18 protein-coding genes and 2 pseudogenes are annotated in these 16,460 nt (G+C 60.8%); 3 read left to right on the top strand and 17 right to left on the bottom strand.

Annotated elements, in window-relative coordinates:
• The 4 genes from C6W55_RS17685 to erpA all read right to left on the bottom strand — a co-directional run bounded on the left by C6W55_RS17685 (nt 1) and on the right by erpA (nt 3,972).
• On the bottom strand, nt 1–1,998 hold the full coding sequence (locus tag C6W55_RS17685) for a methyl-accepting chemotaxis protein (RefSeq protein WP_286894123.1): 1,998 nt from the start codon (nt 1,996–1,998) through the stop codon (nt 1–3).
• Nucleotides 1,999–2,181: 183 nt separating this feature from the next.
• Nucleotides 2,182–2,637, bottom strand: a complete 456-nt coding sequence (locus tag C6W55_RS17680) for an SRPBCC family protein (RefSeq protein WP_286894122.1) — start codon at nt 2,635–2,637, stop codon at nt 2,182–2,184.
• Nucleotides 2,638–2,735: 98 nt separating this feature from the next.
• Nucleotides 2,736–3,098, bottom strand: coding sequence for a DUF4180 domain-containing protein (locus tag C6W55_RS17675; protein ID WP_286894121.1), 363 nt, complete (start codon nt 3,096–3,098; stop codon nt 2,736–2,738).
• A 520-nt stretch (nt 3,099–3,618) separates the two neighbouring features.
• Entirely contained in the window at nt 3,619–3,972 is a 354-nt protein-coding gene (erpA, locus tag C6W55_RS17670) for an iron-sulfur cluster insertion protein ErpA (RefSeq protein ID WP_286894120.1), read from the bottom strand.
• Nucleotides 3,973–4,107: 135 nt separating this feature from the next.
• Between erpA and C6W55_RS17665 the strand changes: the two genes are divergently transcribed.
• Together C6W55_RS17665 and mqnE are read left to right on the top strand one after the other, a co-directional pair.
• A complete protein-coding gene (locus C6W55_RS17665; RefSeq protein ID WP_286894118.1) occupies nt 4,108–4,446 on the top strand; it encodes a hypothetical protein in 339 nt (112 codons plus the stop codon).
• Between the two features lie 23 nt (nt 4,447–4,469).
• Nucleotides 4,470–5,573: an aminofutalosine synthase MqnE gene (mqnE, locus tag C6W55_RS17660; protein WP_213486727.1), complete on the top strand. Its 1,104-nt coding sequence runs from the start codon at nt 4,470–4,472 to the stop codon at nt 5,571–5,573.
• A gap of 117 nt (nt 5,574–5,690) precedes the next feature.
• Here the strand turns inward: mqnE and C6W55_RS17655 are convergent, their stop codons facing one another.
• Nucleotides 5,691–5,975, bottom strand: coding sequence for a YuzB family protein (locus C6W55_RS17655; RefSeq protein WP_286894116.1), 285 nt, complete (start codon nt 5,973–5,975; stop codon nt 5,691–5,693).
• A gap of 79 nt (nt 5,976–6,054) precedes the next feature.
• Between C6W55_RS17655 and C6W55_RS17650 the strand changes: the two genes are divergently transcribed.
• Nucleotides 6,055–6,300: a NifU family protein gene (locus tag C6W55_RS17650; RefSeq protein ID WP_015253825.1), complete on the top strand. Its 246-nt coding sequence runs from the start codon at nt 6,055–6,057 to the stop codon at nt 6,298–6,300.
• A gap of 89 nt (nt 6,301–6,389) precedes the next feature.
• On the opposite strand, the gene C6W55_RS17645 is transcribed toward C6W55_RS17650, so the two are convergent.
• From C6W55_RS17645 to C6W55_RS17590, 12 genes and pseudogenes are all read right to left on the bottom strand, one after another.
• Nucleotides 6,390–7,151, bottom strand: coding sequence for an SDR family oxidoreductase (locus C6W55_RS17645; RefSeq protein WP_286894147.1), 762 nt, complete (start codon nt 7,149–7,151; stop codon nt 6,390–6,392).
• A 55-nt stretch (nt 7,152–7,206) separates the two neighbouring features.
• Nucleotides 7,207–7,908 (bottom strand): Cthe_2314 family HEPN domain-containing protein, encoded by a 702-nt coding sequence (locus C6W55_RS17640; protein WP_015253823.1) that lies wholly within the window; start codon nt 7,906–7,908, stop codon nt 7,207–7,209.
• A gap of 12 nt (nt 7,909–7,920) precedes the next feature.
• Nucleotides 7,921–8,880, bottom strand: coding sequence for a COX15/CtaA family protein (locus C6W55_RS17635; protein ID WP_015253822.1), 960 nt, complete (start codon nt 8,878–8,880; stop codon nt 7,921–7,923).
• A gap of 220 nt (nt 8,881–9,100) precedes the next feature.
• Nucleotides 9,101–9,454: a thioredoxin family protein gene (locus tag C6W55_RS17630; RefSeq protein WP_015253821.1), complete on the bottom strand. Its 354-nt coding sequence runs from the start codon at nt 9,452–9,454 to the stop codon at nt 9,101–9,103.
• Nucleotides 9,455–9,521: 67 nt separating this feature from the next.
• Nucleotides 9,522–11,111 (bottom strand): copper amine oxidase N-terminal domain-containing protein, encoded by a 1,590-nt coding sequence (locus tag C6W55_RS17625; RefSeq protein WP_286894113.1) that lies wholly within the window; start codon nt 11,109–11,111, stop codon nt 9,522–9,524.
• A gap of 298 nt (nt 11,112–11,409) precedes the next feature.
• On the bottom strand, nt 11,410–11,709 hold the full coding sequence (locus C6W55_RS17620) for a stalk domain-containing protein (protein ID WP_286894112.1): 300 nt from the start codon (nt 11,707–11,709) through the stop codon (nt 11,410–11,412).
• Between the two features lie 38 nt (nt 11,710–11,747).
• Nucleotides 11,748–11,954, bottom strand: a complete 207-nt coding sequence (locus C6W55_RS17615; protein WP_286894111.1) for a hypothetical protein — start codon at nt 11,952–11,954, stop codon at nt 11,748–11,750.
• 104 nt (nt 11,955–12,058) lie between these two features.
• Nucleotides 12,059–13,675, bottom strand: a complete 1,617-nt coding sequence (locus C6W55_RS17610; protein ID WP_015253817.1) for a putative polysaccharide biosynthesis protein — start codon at nt 13,673–13,675, stop codon at nt 12,059–12,061.
• A gap of 41 nt (nt 13,676–13,716) precedes the next feature.
• Nucleotides 13,717–14,436 (bottom strand): ThuA domain-containing protein, encoded by a 720-nt coding sequence (locus C6W55_RS17605; protein ID WP_015253816.1) that lies wholly within the window; start codon nt 14,434–14,436, stop codon nt 13,717–13,719.
• 23 nt (nt 14,437–14,459) lie between these two features.
• Nucleotides 14,460–14,842, bottom strand: a pseudogene (locus tag C6W55_RS17600) (DUF456 domain-containing protein); the annotation flags it as partial.
• A 30-nt stretch (nt 14,843–14,872) separates the two neighbouring features.
• Nucleotides 14,873–15,622 (bottom strand): Cof-type HAD-IIB family hydrolase, encoded by a 750-nt coding sequence (locus C6W55_RS17595; RefSeq protein WP_286894109.1) that lies wholly within the window; start codon nt 15,620–15,622, stop codon nt 14,873–14,875.
• A gap of 195 nt (nt 15,623–15,817) precedes the next feature.
• A pseudogene (locus C6W55_RS17590) lies at nt 15,818–16,460 on the bottom strand (ISLre2-like element ISTco3 family transposase); the annotation flags it as partial.

Below are 16,460 nucleotides of genomic sequence, written 5' to 3'. Positions count from 1 at the left end.
TCATGATACCGTGAACCGGGAGAGCGACGCCTTGAGCTGGTCGGACACCGACTCCAGCCGGTTCGACAGCTCCACCAGACCGGCGCTGACGCCGAGCTGTTCACGGCTCAAGGAAGCCACATCCCCCGACACCGCCGCGGCCTGCTGCGCGACGGAGCTGACCTCGCTCATCGTGCCGGCCATGGCGGACTGCACCTGCTCAAGCCGCCGGATCGACGCCGTCGCGGCTTCCAGCCGGCCGAGAAAAGCGTTCATGTTCGTCTGCACCGCATGGAACAGCCGGTGCGCTTCCTTGACGGCTTCGATCTGTTCCCGGAAGACCGGATGCGCCTCGGACAGCGCCTTGACCGTCTCGCGAATCTCATGCTGGATCGTGCCGATGATCTCGCCGGCCACGGCGATCGACTGCCGGGACTGCTCCGCCAGACGGCGGATTTCGTCCGCCACGACCATGAAGCCTTTGCCCGCGCTGCCGGCGCGCGCGGCCTCGATGCCGGCGTTCAGCGACAGAATGTTCGTCTGCGCGTTCATCCGGATGAGCATCTCGAGAATGTTCCGGATCAAGCCCGCGCTGTCGGCCAGACGGCCGACCTTCTCCGCCATCGAACGGGTCATCGCTTCCATCCGGTTCGTGTTGCCAATCAAGGCCGTCATGTGGCCGGACCCCGCGGCTCCGGCCTCCTCCGCCTCCGACGCGGCTTTTTTCATCTCTTCATTCGATGCGACGACGGTCTGCACCTGTGCGCCGATCTCGTCCGCGATGTCCGCTCCCTGCTCCGACGCGGAGGCGAGGCTGGCGGCGCCGGACGCGATGTCCCCGGTCGCCGCCGCGATCGTCCCGGCGGCATCCGCCGTCTGACGGGCGGCCTGCGTCAGGGCCGCCGACGTCTCGAGCACCGCCTGCGCGGACTGGTTCGCACTCTGCACGAGCGCCGTGATCTCTTCCATCATCCAGTTGAAGCTGTCGGCGACCTGGCCGATTTCGTCCTTCCGCCGGATCGTGGATCTGACGGTAAGGTTTCCTTTCTTGCCCTCCGTCATGAGCGCCTTCAGTTCTCCGAGCGGCCGTCCGATCATCCGCATGACGATGAATCCGATGAGGCCCGCCGCCGCGACCGCCGCAACCGACATGAGCAGCGTGATGTCCCGGATGGCGCGCACATTTTCCATCAGGCTGGCGAGCGGGATATGGCTGACAATCTGCCAGCCGTTCGATTCCACCACCCCCTGCACGGACAGCATGGCCTGGCCGTCGATCCTGGTTATGGCCGAATCGTATTCAGGCAAGTCGTAGGGATAGGGCTTGCCGGCCAATCCGGACTCCGTCGCGTAGACGATCGTCAGGTCGGGCGCGACGACATAGATGCGCCCGTCGCCGAAATCCGTCGATTGGACCCGCTTCTCGATGGCATACGGATCGATCTCCATATAGAGCTCATGCATCACGTTCATCTCGTATGCCATGCCGACGTACACCCGGATGCTGCCGCCCGGCCCGCCCGCGTCGGCGAACCAGACCGGCTTGCCGTGCCCGTCCCGGACGCGCTGCGAGACGGCCGGATCGCGGAATCCTTCGGCATCGGCCGATGTGTCCGACGCGAGGACGGGACGCCCCTCCCGCTCGGAGATGAGCACGATCTGTTTGATCGAAAGATCGGTCATCGCCGCGGCGCTGAGCCGGGTGCCGAGCGTCTGCGCGAGGCTTGCGACTTCCGCGGCGTCGCCGGATTGATTGAACGCATTGAGCATCCGGATGAAGTCCGCATCCGCGACGACCTGCTTCAGCTTCTGCGCATAGCCCGTCAGGACGACATCCAGCTTCTCGGCCGTCTGCCGCGCAGTGATCCGGTTTGCTTCCGCGACTTCCGTCTCGATCGCCCGTTTCGACCGGGAATACGAGAACCAGCCGAGGGCCAGAACGCAGAGCAGAATGGCGCAGAAGATGAGAATGAACAGTTTCATGCCGACGGAATTGAACATCGACCGATTGACGCTCATCGCAAGATGTCTCCTTACCTGGGATGATGTGGATTTGCGGGGAAGCAAGCGCTTTCAAAAAATGATCTTTACTCCATTCGACAGCGTACTCCATTTCCCTGCATCGCGAAAGCGGATAATAGAAGATTCCAGCAAGTCACAAAAAAATCCCCGTCAAGGGGACGTTCGGCGGATGTTCAGCCGTCATTTCGCAGCCGAGCCTGTCGATAAATAGCGCTCTATATTTTCCAATTCGCGTTTGTAAATCGAGCGGATCATGGAAGAAGTGGCCAGCCGCTCCACCCAGCCGGAAAATCCGGGTTTGTCGGGAAACCGCGAGGTGAGCCTGAGTATGCAGCGATCCTCAGATTCCGGAATCAATTCCCATGTTGTCGTAATCCCCGCATTGCCGTCCTGCTCCTGCACGATGCGTCCGGGCTCAAGTTCCTTGAGCGTCATGACCAGCGCGGTGCGGTTGCCCATCACGTTCATCGTCAACCGGAACACCGTTCCGTCGCCTCTGCCGCCTTCCAGTACTTCCAGCGATTCGAACTGCCTGGGCAGGATGCGGCGATGTTCATCCATGTCGATGATCAGGTTGTACACCCGCTGCGGGGACATCTGGAACCGGTGTTCCACGGAGACCGCGTAATGCGTCAAGCTCAACCCCTCCCGAATTGGCATAAAGCGCATTAATTTCCTTCCATTATACTTCAGGTTGAGCTGAGCGGAATTGTAAAAATCGGAACTTATCCGGGCTACGGCGCCAGGAGCCAGCCCACGGCCTCATCCTGGTCGGTGAAGACGCGGAACGTATTCCCGTTGCGGTACTCCGCGACCATTTCACGATACCGTTCGGGAAACTGCAGGCCTTCCCGGATGACCGCCGCCGCCTTGATGTTGTAGTTGACGAATTTCTGCAGCACGGCACCGGCCAGACCGGTCCGCAGCCTGACAAAATCATCCGACAGCACGCCGCCGTCCAGCAGCACCGCGTTTGTGTCATGTTCCAGGCACAACGCAATGATGTCGATCGCGTCCTGCTCCCGCTGTATTGGTGAATCGCTGCCGGTAATATGCAAGTACCTTCTCCCCTGGTATGCTTTGACTTGATGATTCATTTTCGATCCCGCCTCTTGATAATTTTCCCGCGCCCGGGTTTCATCCGGAGCGTCATCCTCATCCGGCAGCGCGGCGAGGAATGCCTTTACCTCCCGAATCCAGTCCAGCTCGCCACAAGTGCGCACATCCCACTCCAAAACACGATTGCCCTCTCCCAGCCATTTTTCCATCCACAACCGTACGTTATCCCGGCCGCGATAGACCGGGCCGCAGCATTCCGTTATGATGCAATCTTCATCAAGCGTTTCAAGTACGGTTTCGATTTCCGCGCGCTTCCAGCCCGAAACATACTGCTCGAATATGGATATCAAGTTTGTGGACATCGAGATCCCTCCATGGGCTTAATGTTTAAATCTTCCTTTTATGGTATTTGATGTTCGGGCGCCTGACTCCTCTTTTTACGCGTTTCCCGTCAAACAGAAAAGGCCTCCTTCGTCAAACTCCGTGTACCGGAATCTAACAAAGAAGGCCTTATGGTTCATCCATCATGCCGCAATGCTCACGGACTTCAAGTCCGCCTCAGCACTCCTCCGGCTTGCCCGCGTCCGCTGCCGTGCGGAACGACTGGCCGCAGCCGCAGGTTGCCACCGCGTTCGGGTTGTGGATCGTAAATCCGCCGCCCATCGCCGTCTCCTTGTAGTCGATCTCGAGTCCGTACAGATATTTCATGCTGTCCGAGTCGACGACGACGCGCAGACCGCGGATGTCCATCTCCTGGTCGTTCTCGTGCTTCTCGTCGTCGAAGCCCATGCCGTAGGAGAAGCCGCTGCAGCCGCCCTCCCGCACGCCGATGCGAAGGAACAGACCGGGCGTCTCCTCCTCGGCGAGCATTTCCTTGATTTTATTCGAAGCCGCTTCGCTGATCGCAATCACCTTGGATCCCTCCCGCTAGCTTGATGCGCTTTGATAAGCATCAATATTAATTTAAGTATATCCGACATTCCGGGACGCCACAATAGGAGCCGGCCGGCGCACCGGGCGGTCCGGTCAATCTCCGGGATGCTCTGTTTGATTAATGAAACCAGGACGTCTTATTTGCCGGAAATCGCGGGTTTTCGGATTCGTAATGAAACCGAGACGTCCTGTTCGGATTTGAAGGGGCAAAAAACGGCTCTCCGCAGCCAAATAAGAATGCTGCGTTTCGTTACCGCCCGGAAGCAGCCGCAATTGTCACAAATCACGACACCTGGTTTCGTCAGCGCTTCAATTGTTGTCCTGGCGCGACTTTCAACCGCTGCAACACTTTCTCCGGCCCTCCGGCTGCGCCTCATCTCCCGGATTATCCTGTTGCCCGATTCTGTCCCGGAAGATTATAATAATTACAGTCTCTGGACGGGTGCCGCTTAAGCCCATCGACAGGAGGAATGGCCATGAACGTCGTAATCCCGACCGAACATTCACGCATGCAGGAAATCCGAGAGAAGGTACACTATGGTCAGCGGCTGACCCTCGAAGACGGCGTCTTCCTGTACGAGTCCGATGATCTGCTCGCCATCGGCCAGATGGCGAACGAAGTGAACCTGCGGAAGAACGGCAAGAAAGTCTATTTCATCGAGAACATGAGCCTGTACTTTACGAACGTGTGCGAATCGCACTGCGCGTTCTGCAGCTTCCGCCGGGACCAGGGCGAAGAGGGCGCGTACACGCTCACCGGCGAAGAGATGCTCGCCTATATCGAGAAGCATTACCATCCCGGCGTCCGGGAATTCCATATCGTCGGCGGCCATAATCCGCATGTGCCGTTCGACTACTACGTCGAATCGCTCCGCGTGCTGAAGCAGCACTATCCGGACGTGACGCTGAAGGCGTACACCGCCGCAGAGATCGAGTTCTTCTCGCGGCTCTCCGGCCTCTCGTACAAGGAAGTGCTGGAGGAGCTGGTCAAGGCCGGGCTCGGCACGCTGACGGGCGGCGGCGCCGAAATTCTGTCCGACGAATACCGCAAGAAAATGCGCGTCGAGAAAGCGGACGTGAACCAATATCTCGAAGTGCACCGCACCGCGCATCAGCTCGGCATCCGGACGCACACGACGATGCTGTACGGCGCCATCGAGACGCATCGCGACCGGATCGAGCACCTGATCAAACTGCGCGAACTTCAGGACGAAACGAACGGCTTCATGGTATTCATCCCGTTGTCGATGCAGCCCTCCAGCCCGAAGGCAAGCATCCGCCGACGGAACTCGGCGTTCGAAGATCTGAAGACGATTGCGATCAGCCGGCTCATGCTGGACAACTTCCAGCACATCAAGGCTTACTTCATCAACATCGGAACGCAGCTCACCCAGGTGTCGCTGGCGATGGGCGCTTCCGACGTCCACGGCACGATCGTCAAAGAGCGGATCAGCCACTCCGCCGGCGCGCTGACGCCGGAAGGCATTACGCGCGAAGATCTGATCTGGCTCGTGAAAGGCGCCGGCCGGATTCCGGTCGAACGCGACACGTTCTACAACGAGATCAAGGTGTACGATTAATGCGTCCAATATGCATCGGGCTCCCCGAACCCGTCGGGGAGCCCTTGCCTATGCTTGCGACCACATTCATCACCAGCACATGGTTGGATTGAACGGCCGGCGTATGTACATAATTTGTTACAGATCGTCCAGCAGCTTGTCGAGCATCTCCCGCTCGGCCTGCTGCTCCTTGACGGCCTTCAGAATCGCTTCGTACAGCTCTTCCGCCGTCTCGGCGGCCACGATCTCGCCGTTCACATACGCGTAGGGAAACAGGAAACATTCGCCGCAGTTTCCCAGGCAGCCGTATTCGATCACTTCGTATTTGTCCGGTTCCGCTTCGAGCCGGCGCATCACCGCGTCCGTGCCGTGATGCATGTTGCTCGCGCAAAATTCGATGATCGGCCGATCCACGCGGTTCACCTGCCCCTCATCCGATCCGTTTTCATTCTGCCCGTTTTGTACTATAATAAATAGTAAGCAAGAAAGGAGCTGATGGCAAATGAGCAAAACGTCGGATCAAACGATGTACGACGAAGTGCTAGACGTCCTTGACAAGCTGCGTCCGTTCCTGCAGCGCGACGGCGGCGACGTCGAACTGGTCGACGTTGAAGACGGCGTCGTCAAGCTGCGCCTGATGGGCGCATGCGGCAGCTGCCCGAGCTCGACGATCACGCTGAAGGCAGGCATCGAACGCGCGCTGCTGGAAGAAGTCGAGGGCATCCAAGAGGTCATTCAAGTATTCTGACATCCGTCATTTGGACAAGAAACAAGCGTCTTGCCTCCGCGGCCGTTCGCCGGAACGGCTGCGGTACAAGACGCTTTTTCTTGTGCGCTTCAGATCGTATTCCGGATCGGATCGAAACCGCCGGTCACATCCAGCAGGTTGCCGGTGATGAAGTCTGACCGCGGATCGCACAGGAACTTGATGGCGCGCGCCACGTCCTCGCCCGTTCCGGGCCGGCGCTGCGATTCCGGATCGATCTCGCCCTGCACGTCGTCGATCGACTTCTCCTTGTTCGCGCCGCGAATGTCGCCGGGACAGATCATGTTCACCGTAATGCCGCGGGCCGCTTCCTCGACGGCCAGCGTCTTCGTGAAGGAGACGAGCGCCGTCTTCGCCGCGGCGTACACGGCGCGGTGCGGCCAGGCGCGTGACTCGCCGGCATGACCGAAGCCGAAATGGATGATCCGTCCCCATCCCCGCTGCCGCATCCCTGGCAGCAGCAGACGGTCGAGCAGCATGACGCCGAGCAGATTGCCGTTCACCAGCCCGATGATCTCATCCGGCGTATATTCGGCGAACAGCCGCCGCTCGCGAATGAACGGACCCGCGTTGTTGATCAGGATGTCGATGCCGCCGAGCAGCCGCTCCGCCTCTTCGGCCAGCCGCTCGACCTGCTTCGGATCCGAGACGTCGGCCTGCAAGGCGGCGGACCGGACCCCGAGCCCCCGCAGCTCGCCGGCCAGCGCTTCCGCCTCGGCCCGACTGGAGACGTAGTTCACGATGACGTCGCATCCCGCTTCGGCGAGGAGCAGCGCGGTCCGCTTGCCGAGACCTTTCGCGCTCCCGGTGATCAGCGCCTTTCTCCCCTTCAGCTCCATCGATTCCTCCTCCGCGCATCGTTCCCTGCCCGCGGCCGCTTCCGGACGGTCACTTCATCCAGCGCCGGACATAGCGGAACGCGATGCACAGGGATGACGTAATCATCTCGAACGCCTCTTCCAGCTGTCTGACCTGGTCTTCGATGTTTTCCAGCTTCGCCGGTTTGCCGTACGACTTGCGGCTCTGCATCAGATCGTCCATCATCTCGGTGTTCATGAAATGCACTTCGATGTTGCGCCGCTTGCGCAGCTCGGAGAGCGGCGCCTGATACTTCTCCTTCAGCTCGTCGAGCGCGGCGGACAGCTTCGGGTGAAGCCGCTTCTGCCGCATGTTGCGCAGCACGGTGAAGTAGGAGAACTGCGGCTTCATTTTCTCGGTTTGCAGTTCGAGGGCGTCGTTCAGGAAAGCACCGAGTTTGTCGAGGATGGCGAACACGCGGATGAATCCGTTTTTGTCGAAATAGACATACCGGAAATAATCCAGCTGCTCTTCATGCGACATATGCGCGAGCGACGGCTTCCGGATGCGGTGCGCATAACCGCGCGCCGCGTACAGGCTCTGCTCCAGCTCATCCAGCGACGCCATCAGCCCGAGAGCACCGATCTCGTACACGCGCAGACGGTACTCCCGGTCCTTGCCGGCCGAGATCCGCTCGTGCATCAGATTCGCGAACTGGTTGATTTCCTTGTAAACCTCGGCCATCCGCCCGGTCAACCGTCTTGGCTGCTCGCCGAACAACGTGCGCAGCAACGCGGCACCTCCCTATGCGTGCGAATCGACAACCTGCGTATCCCTGCCGACGTCGCGATAGCGCCATGAACGGATGCTCAGATCAAGCAGCAGACTGAACAGGCCGCATATGACGAGATTATGCAGCAGACTGGTGAAAATAAACAGATCCTCGTTCCCCACCGTCCACGCCACCAGCGCGCCGCTCAGCACTTGCCCGAAAGTCAGCCCGAGCACCCATGAGGATGTTCTCGCCGTCTCGCTGTCCGCATGACGCCGGCGCCAGACATAAGCATGGAGCAAGATGACCGCGAAGAGGAACAGCGCCGCCGCCAGCCGGTGCACGAAGGCGACCAGCGTCGCCCCTTCCAGCTCCGGCACGAACGCGCCGTTGCAGAGCGGCCAATCCGTGCCGCAGCCGCCGGCGGAGTCGGTGTGCCGGATGTAGGCGCCCAGGTAAATGACGACGAGGCTGTACACGGATGTCGCCAGGGCGAGCGGGGCGATGCCCCGCGGGATGGACGGCGGCTTCCGGTTCGCCGCATGCCGCTGGCGCATCACCCAGATGACAAGCAGCAGCGTGCTCGCGAACGCGAACAGCGAAATGCCGAAATGCAGCGCCATCACCTGTGAAGACTGCGGCCACTTCACCGCCGCCGCGCCCATCAGCGCCTGAACGACCGTGAACACGAAGATGCTGCCGGCGTACCACAGCGGTTCCGGATCGGGCTTGTCCATGTTCCGCACGAGCCGGTACGTGGCGATGCAGGTCAGCGCGACCAGAATGCCGACAATACCGGTAAAAAAGCGATGGGAATACTCGATCGCCGACTCCAGCGTCCACGCCGGGATGAACTTGCCGTTGCATAGCGGCCAGTCCGTGCCGCAGCCGTCGCCGGAGTCGGTATTCGTCACAAGCGCGCCCCCGAGGAGCACGATCAGCATGCCGATGCATGTTGCGATGACCAGTTTGCGGTAACCGCCGGATATCATTTACTCACCACATTTCTTCTGTCGAACGATCCGGATTACGGGCAGAGAGCCCGGCGGCTCGCTTCACAGACTCTGTCAACATTACATTATAACGATTGCATCCGGCGAAATCCATGTAGAAACGATGAATTCGGCTGGAAGCGGCAGACAAAGCGGCAGGCGCCGACCGTCAGCCGGTCGATGCCTGCCGCTTCCATGACGGCAACCCGTCCGATTGCCCTTAACCGTTTCGCCCGCTCAGCGCCGCGTCCACCTGGATCGCGCGTTCCAGGAACCGCTCGATCTCGGGCCGCGATTTGCGCAGCTTGCTGACGAACCGGACGATCTCGCGCCCTCCGCGGAATGCGACGAAGCTCGGAATGCCGTAAATATCCAGCTCGATGAACAGATCAAGCAGCTCGTCGCGGTCGACTTCCAGAAATTCGATCCGGTCCCGGAACGCTTCCTCGATATCCGCCATGAACAGATCGAGGAACCGGCAATCCGGACACCAGTCCGCCTTGAACACCGCGACAGTCAGGACGTCCCGTCCGATCCGGCTGCGGAAATCCGCGGCATCAGCCGCTTTGTCCATGTTCATCGCTCCTTCCGACGCGCATGCGGGAGCGGTGCGCCTGCCGTCCGATCACCCCCGCGGCCGATTACGGTACAATCAGTTCCGCGACATCGCGCTTCATGACCAGCACCTGGGATCCGTCTTCGTTGATCCATGCGACCGATCCGCCGAGCATTTCCATCAGATTGCGTGCCGGCACATACGTGACGCCGTCCGCCATGACGGTGACCGGGTAGCCCCACTCAACCGTCTTCCCGTTCACCGCGACCTTGTTGCTGCCGACCGTCAGCACAACCTCGTTTCCGGTGGCATCATCGCGCAGGATGAGATTTTTCGTCTTCGGATCGAATTTGACTTCCGCTTCGAAATACTCCGCCGTATCGCGCAGCGGCACGAGCGTCCAGCCGTTCGGCGCCTTGATCGGAGCCGGGTCGTCAAACTCGGGATAGAGCCTAAGCTCCTGCTCTCCGATCTTGAACCGGTTGGCCAGCAGCTCGTACAGACCGGACTCGGTGTCAAAGAAGCGGAGCGCATCCGCCGTCGACCATTCTGCCATGTTTTCGGGCGTAATGCCGCCGTCTTCGGGAACCTGCGGCTTAGCCAGCTCAACATCGCCATTAATATTCCACAATTCGGCGGAATAAGCCAAACGGATGCCGTTCAACCCTTCAATCGGATTTTCGCCGAACGCCGACTTCAGTTCCTCCGCATCCGGACGGAACTCGACTTCGACGTCTTGCTTGCGGATATGGAGCTTACCGTCGACATAGAGGTCGGCGCGCACCTGGAGGCTGTCATTGAAGATCGCCTGAATCATTTCGGGCTCGGCCGCTTCCAGATACGCGAGTCCTGCCGCCGCCTCCTTCAAGGCTCCGATCAGCTCTTCCGCCGCTGCGGCAATGTCCTCTTCTTCTTCGACGATCGCCAGTTCGTCAACCGGCAGTTCACTGTCCGCGAACAGGGCCGACTGTTCGCTCAGCATCGTCGCGAGCGATTGAACCAGCGTCCGTGCGCCTTCTTCGTCCGCAATCAGCGCTTCAAGGTATTTCTTCAGCCATTCGAACAGTTCGGCGCCGTCAAACCGGACGCTGACCCGGGTGAGCGACAGCTCCTCTCCGCCCACGGTCACGGGCGTGCTCAGCGCAACCGACAGATCGGAGACATTCGGCATGTTGTCAACCAAATAGTCTCCGGACGACTCCAGGAATTTCAGCATCATTTCCTGCGTTTGACGCAGCTGCTCATCCGACAGCGCGACATCGGACAGTTCCTCGTCCGCTGCGCTCAGATCGATGACGATCGGAGCGCTCGCGCCGTCCAGCTCGACCACCATCAGCGTATCGGCCATTTGCGCCGAGAAGCCGATGCCGATGTCCCCGAGCCACAGCGTGCCGCGCATCGAGATGTTCCACGGGTCCTTGACCTTGTACTCGTCAATTTGCAGCTTCACATGGGTGAGCAGCGGCAGGATCGCCGCGGCTTCTTCTTCGCCTGCAAGCTCGTTCAACAGTTCCTTGCTCAAATCCAGCTCGAATTCGTACGTGAGGCTCCCTTCCGCCGCGGTCGTCTTGAACGACTGCTTCAGCACCCCGTTCAGATCGACCCCTTGCACAGCCTGACAGCCTGCCGCGAACAGGAGCAGCGCCGCAAACGCCAGCGCAAGCCATTTCCTCATCCGCATGCCTTCACTCCGTCTCCTCTCATAATTTATGTATGAATAACCATCAATATTTTACCATATTTGCACTGCGATTGATAGATTTCTGTAATGAAAATGAAAGCCTTGCTGCTTATTGCGTTCAGATGCCGGCAACGGATTATAAGCTCACCAGATCCGCGGCATCGCGTTTCAGGATCAGCACTTTTCTGCCCGATTGGCTGCTCCACGCAATCGTGCCGCCGATCGCCTTCATCAGGTCACGTCCGGGAACGTAGGATGCGCCGTCCGCGCCCGTGATGGCCGGATACGGCCATTAGACGGTCTCGCCGTTCACCTCGACCAGCCGGCTGCCGACCGTCAGCGCGATATCCGTCCCGGTGATGTCATCGTGCAGCAGAAGCCGTCTCGTCTGCGGATCGTACTTGATGGTGACGCCGAACGCATCCGCCGTACGGCGCAGCGGCACGAGCGTCGAGCCGTTCGGCGTCGGAATCGGCGCCGTCCCGTCATCATCAAGGTACAACTGCAGCTCCTGCACGCCCGCTTTCCCGGGCCGGAAGATCAGTTCGAACAGTCCGGAATCCCGGCCTATGAACCGGATTCCGTCCGCCATCGACCATTCGGCCATCTCTTCAAGCGTAACCCCGGCTTCTATCGCATCGTCCGGCGGCTCAAGCCCGACGTCGCCATTGATATTCCACCATTCGGCGGCTCCACTTCATACGTGACGCTGCCTTCCGCCGATATCACCTGGCGCGACTGCTTGATCATGCCGTTCAGATCGATCCCCTGAACGGCCTGGCAGCCCGACGTGAACAGAAGCAGCGCCGAAAGCGCCAGCGCAAGCCATCTCCTCATGCCTTCATCCCGTCTCCTCTCTTCTGTCTCTGGGATTGAAGGAACTTTCTCCTAAATTCGACAAGGAGACGACAGAATCCTGCAATAAGAGGAGGACTTCCGCACTAGCGCGCCCGGATGCGGAGCAGCGGCGCGAACAGCTTCCTGAGCGGCCCGGGGAACGATGCCGCGTCATCCCTGGTCACCGCGCCGAACAGCACCATGAACACGAGGTATGCCGCCGCGGAAGCGGCGCAGGATGCGGCCGCCGTGAAGAGGCAGGCCAGCTTGAACGGCAGATCCTCAAACAGCCGCAGGCCGGCGAAGTCAATGCCGAACCCCGCGGCGGACGCCAGCAGCACGGCGCCCGTGTACGGCAGCCAGCGCGAGCCGAGCACGGAGATCGGAACGACCTTGCGGATCGACAGCACGTTGAACCAGCTGATCCAGAGGAAGCCGACGGTCGACGCGAGGATGAGCCCGTACACGCCGAGCGCGGGGCCGAAAACGGCGCTCAGCGCCGCCTTGACCGCCATGCCGGTAAGCGTATGGTACATCGCCTGGCGCGGCTTGCCGAGGCCGAACAGGGTCGAGTTCGTCGTCATCATGACGATCTGCAGCACCGTGCCGGCCGTCAGCGCGGCGACGACGCCGCTGCCGCCGGGCGTGTACAGCAGCCCGGTGACGGAGGGAGCGGCGGCGGTCAGCGCCAGCGCGATCGGCACGCCGGTGAAGATGACGATGCGCAGCACGAGCGACGCCTGCCGGCTCACTTCCCGCATGTTGCCCGTCGCGTACGCCGACGAGATGACCGGGATGATCGACTGGCTGAGCGCGACGGCCAGAATCGGCGGAATGCCCGCGATCGTCTGCGCCTTCATCCCGAGAATGTCGAGCGCGGCGTTCGTCAGCTCGCGGGTGCCATAGTACGATTCCGTCAACCGATAGAAAAATTGCGTATCGAAATAATAGAAAAACTGTACCGTCATCGAGGTCAGCACGATCGGCACGGACAAGCGGAAAATCTCGCGGTAAATATCGCCGTACCGAAGCTTCCGGCCGCCGCGCCTCACGGCGGCGGCATGCCGGCGGTCGGCGGCGTCCGCCCGCCTCAGCTTCACCGCGTAGGCCAGCATGACGGCGAACGCGCCGACGGCGCCGAAGATCGTGCCCGCCGACGCCGCCGCAGCCACCCGCTCGTCGCCGTAGCCCCAGCTGAGCAGCGCGAACGCGAGCGCGACGCTCGTCACGACGCGCAGAATCTGCTCGACGATCTGCGAGACGCCGCCCGCCGTCATATACTGCCGCCCCTGGAAATACCCGCGCATCATCGCGATAACCGGGAACAGGAGCAGCGCCGGCGCGATGGCGCGAATCGACGCCGTCGCGCCCGGGTTGTCCCGCGCGAGCAGCGGCGCGAACACGAACAGGGCGCCCGATACGATGACGCCCGTCACGATGCCGAACAGGAGCGCGGCGCGGTAGATGTCGCGCGCCTCCGCGATCCGTCCCTGCGCGTGCCGCTCCGCGATCATCTTGCTGATCGTGCTCGGAATGCCCGCCGTCGCGACCACGAGGAGCAGCAGATAAATATTGTTGGCCGCCGTGAAATAGGCGCCGCCCGCTTCCGTCAGCATGTAATCGAGCGGAACCCGCTGGAAGATGCCGAGGAAGCGGGCGATGAGCGCGGCGGCAGCCAGAATGATCGTGCCCCGTATCAGAGAATCTTTCTTCAGGCTCACGTTATCCAGTCCTTCGGATCCGGCCGCCGGCCGGACAAGGTTCAGCCTTTGATCGGCTCAAGCGGCTTGACGTTCCCGCGCACCGGCTTCGCCGCGCCCGCCGGAGCCGCCCAGCGCACGCCGTTCTTGATGACTTGCAGAATCCGGGGATTGTGATACGTCGGATACGTCTCATGGCCGGGACGGAAATAGAAGATCCGGCCTTGGCCGCGGTAGAACGTGCAGCCGCTGCGGAACACTTCGCCGCCTTCGAACCAGCTGACGAAGATCAGCTCGTCCGGCGCCGGAATATCGAAATGCTCGCCGTACATTTCCTCGTGTTCGAGCGTGATGTACTCCGGCAGTCCCGCCGCGATCGGGTGCGCCGGATTGACGACCCACAGACGCTCCTTCTCGTTCGCCTCACGCCATTTCAGATCGCACGACGTGCCCATCAGCTTGCGGAAAATTTTCGAGAAGTGGGCCGAGTGCAGCACGATGAGCCCCATGCCGTCCAGCACCCTCTGATGGACGCGGTCGACGATCGCGTCATCGACCTTGTCATGCCCCATATGGCCCCACCAGATCAACACGTCGGTGTCATTCAGCACCTCTTCCGTCAGGCCGTGTTCCGGCTGGTCGAGCGTGGCGGTGCGCACCGCGATGCCGTCCTCCGCGATGCCTCGTGCAATCGCGTTGTGGATGCCGTCCGGATAAACTTTGATGACCTCTTCATGCTCTTTCTCATGCAAGAACTCATTCCATACCGTGACGCGAATCATTTTTCAGGCTCCTCCATTCTCAGTTAAAAAATCAGCCACAGCGCGAACAGCAGAATCATCACCGCTTGCAGCACGATTTTCACGATGACGCTGGTGAACAGGCCGACGAGCGACCCCCAGCCGACCTTCACGGAGCGGTCCAGATCGGAGCCGGCCAACAGCTCGCCGATGACGGCGCCCGCGAACGGTCCGATGACAAGCCCGAACGCCGGAATGACGAAAGGACCGACCAGCACGCCGATCGTGCTGCCGATGACGGAAGCACGCGAGCCGCCGTACCGTTTCACGCCCCAGGCGTTCACCGCGTAATCCGCCAGGAAAAGCACGGCGACGATCAGTGTCTGAATCGTCCAGAACGCCCAGCCGAACGGCTCGAACGAATCATGAACCCGTAGACGAAGAATGCCCCGGCAGAACATCCGGCCACATGCGGGGATCAACCTCCCAGCACGTATTGTTCGATCAGATGCGCGATGCCGTCTTCGTTGTTGCCGGGCAGCACGATACCAGCCGCTTCCTTGACCGCCTGCTGCGCGCCTCCCATCGCTGCGCCGAGGCCTGCCGCGCGGATCATCGACAGGTCGTTCAGACTGTCGCCGGCAGCGGCCGTCTCGGACGGATCGATGCCGAGCAGTCGGCACAGTTCCAGCAGCGCGGCGCCTTTGGAGACGCCGGACGGATTCAGCTCGATGTTCACGGGCGACGAATTCGAGATCTCGAATCCGCCCCAGCTTTCCGCCGTCGCCCGGATCTGCTCCAGAAGCCGCTCGTTCTCTTCGTAATAGCCGAACTTCAGCCACACTTTGCGCTGGACATCTTCCTCCGGCTCGACCCACCGCTCCCGGTTGTAGACGCCGTCCGTCGCGTAAGCCCAGTACCAGACGCCGTGATCCAGCGCCAGCCGGCGCAGGCGCAGCACATCCGCCGCGTCCATCGCCGTCCGCTTGTACAGATCATGCGGCCGGTGCCAGATCTCGCCGCCGTTCACCGTGATCATCGGCGTCGACATGCCGAGCTGCTCCGCATACGGAAGCACGTTCTGCACGCCCCGGCCGGTCGCGAAGCAGACGATGACGCCCGCATCGAGCGCCCGGCGGATGGCCGCCGCATTGCGCGGGCTGACCTCCTGGCGGTCGTTCAGCAGCGTGCCGTCCATGTCAAGCGCAACCAGTCGAATGTTCGCCATATCAGTCTCCTTCCTAGGCTCTTTCGCTATTGTAACACAGTTGCCGGCGCTCTTCATCCGGTCGGTCGCTCCAGTCTGAGTCAAGTCAGCGTGGGCACCTTATTGGGGATGCTGGATCACAACCGAAAAAAGAGCCAATCCCTTGTTAGCGGTTTCAGTTTTTCTTCCTTCAGGAACTGCTCCAGATCCCTGGTATCAGTATCCTCTAAGTCCTTTTAATGCCATTCCAGTCGGGCGACTTTGCCATTGGCTTCTGAGCAGTCGGATCATTCCGTCAACATAGCCTTTCGCCGGTCGTATGGCGTCGTGAAGCAACCTCCGTACACTAACCACACGTTGCGGGGACTCAACTGCGTGCTCCTCGGCTTCTTCCAACCTGCCGATCTGCCTGCGTCGCATGACGGTCTCCAGCATCGCCCTGCAGCCTCGTTCACTCCAGCTGTATCCTCCGCGCTTCGTCCGTTTCGCCAACACCCGCATCTGGGCTTCCGCGCTTCCCATCGGCCTCATACCCCTCGTATCGATACCGTGTGCCTCAAGGGTCTTCCGGTAATCCTCCAGATGCTTGCGGTGCCGCCTCAAGAACGACTGGTAGGCGGTCCATTCTTCCCGTTTGTCAGGCGCAATCGCTTCGATCGGCACGCGCTCCACGGCCGCCATCAAGGCCGCCGGCTCCTGCCTGGCCAACGCCTGTCTTGCTTCTTTCCATACCTTCGGCAGGTGGCCCACAAACCGCTTCAGATCACGTGCCACATGGAAGCGATCCAGCGTGTAGATGCACTTGTGAAAGTACGATTCACATTCCCCGATCCACTTCGCTCCGTCTCCGCCCACCACC

This window comes from Thermobacillus sp., assembly GCF_003390775.1.
In the GTDB taxonomy this organism is placed as follows: Bacteria; Bacillota; Bacilli; order Paenibacillales; family Paenibacillaceae; genus Thermobacillus; species Thermobacillus xylanilyticus.
The sequence above is the reverse complement of the archived record's forward strand: the minus strand, read 5'-3'. Positions and strand labels throughout refer to the sequence as shown.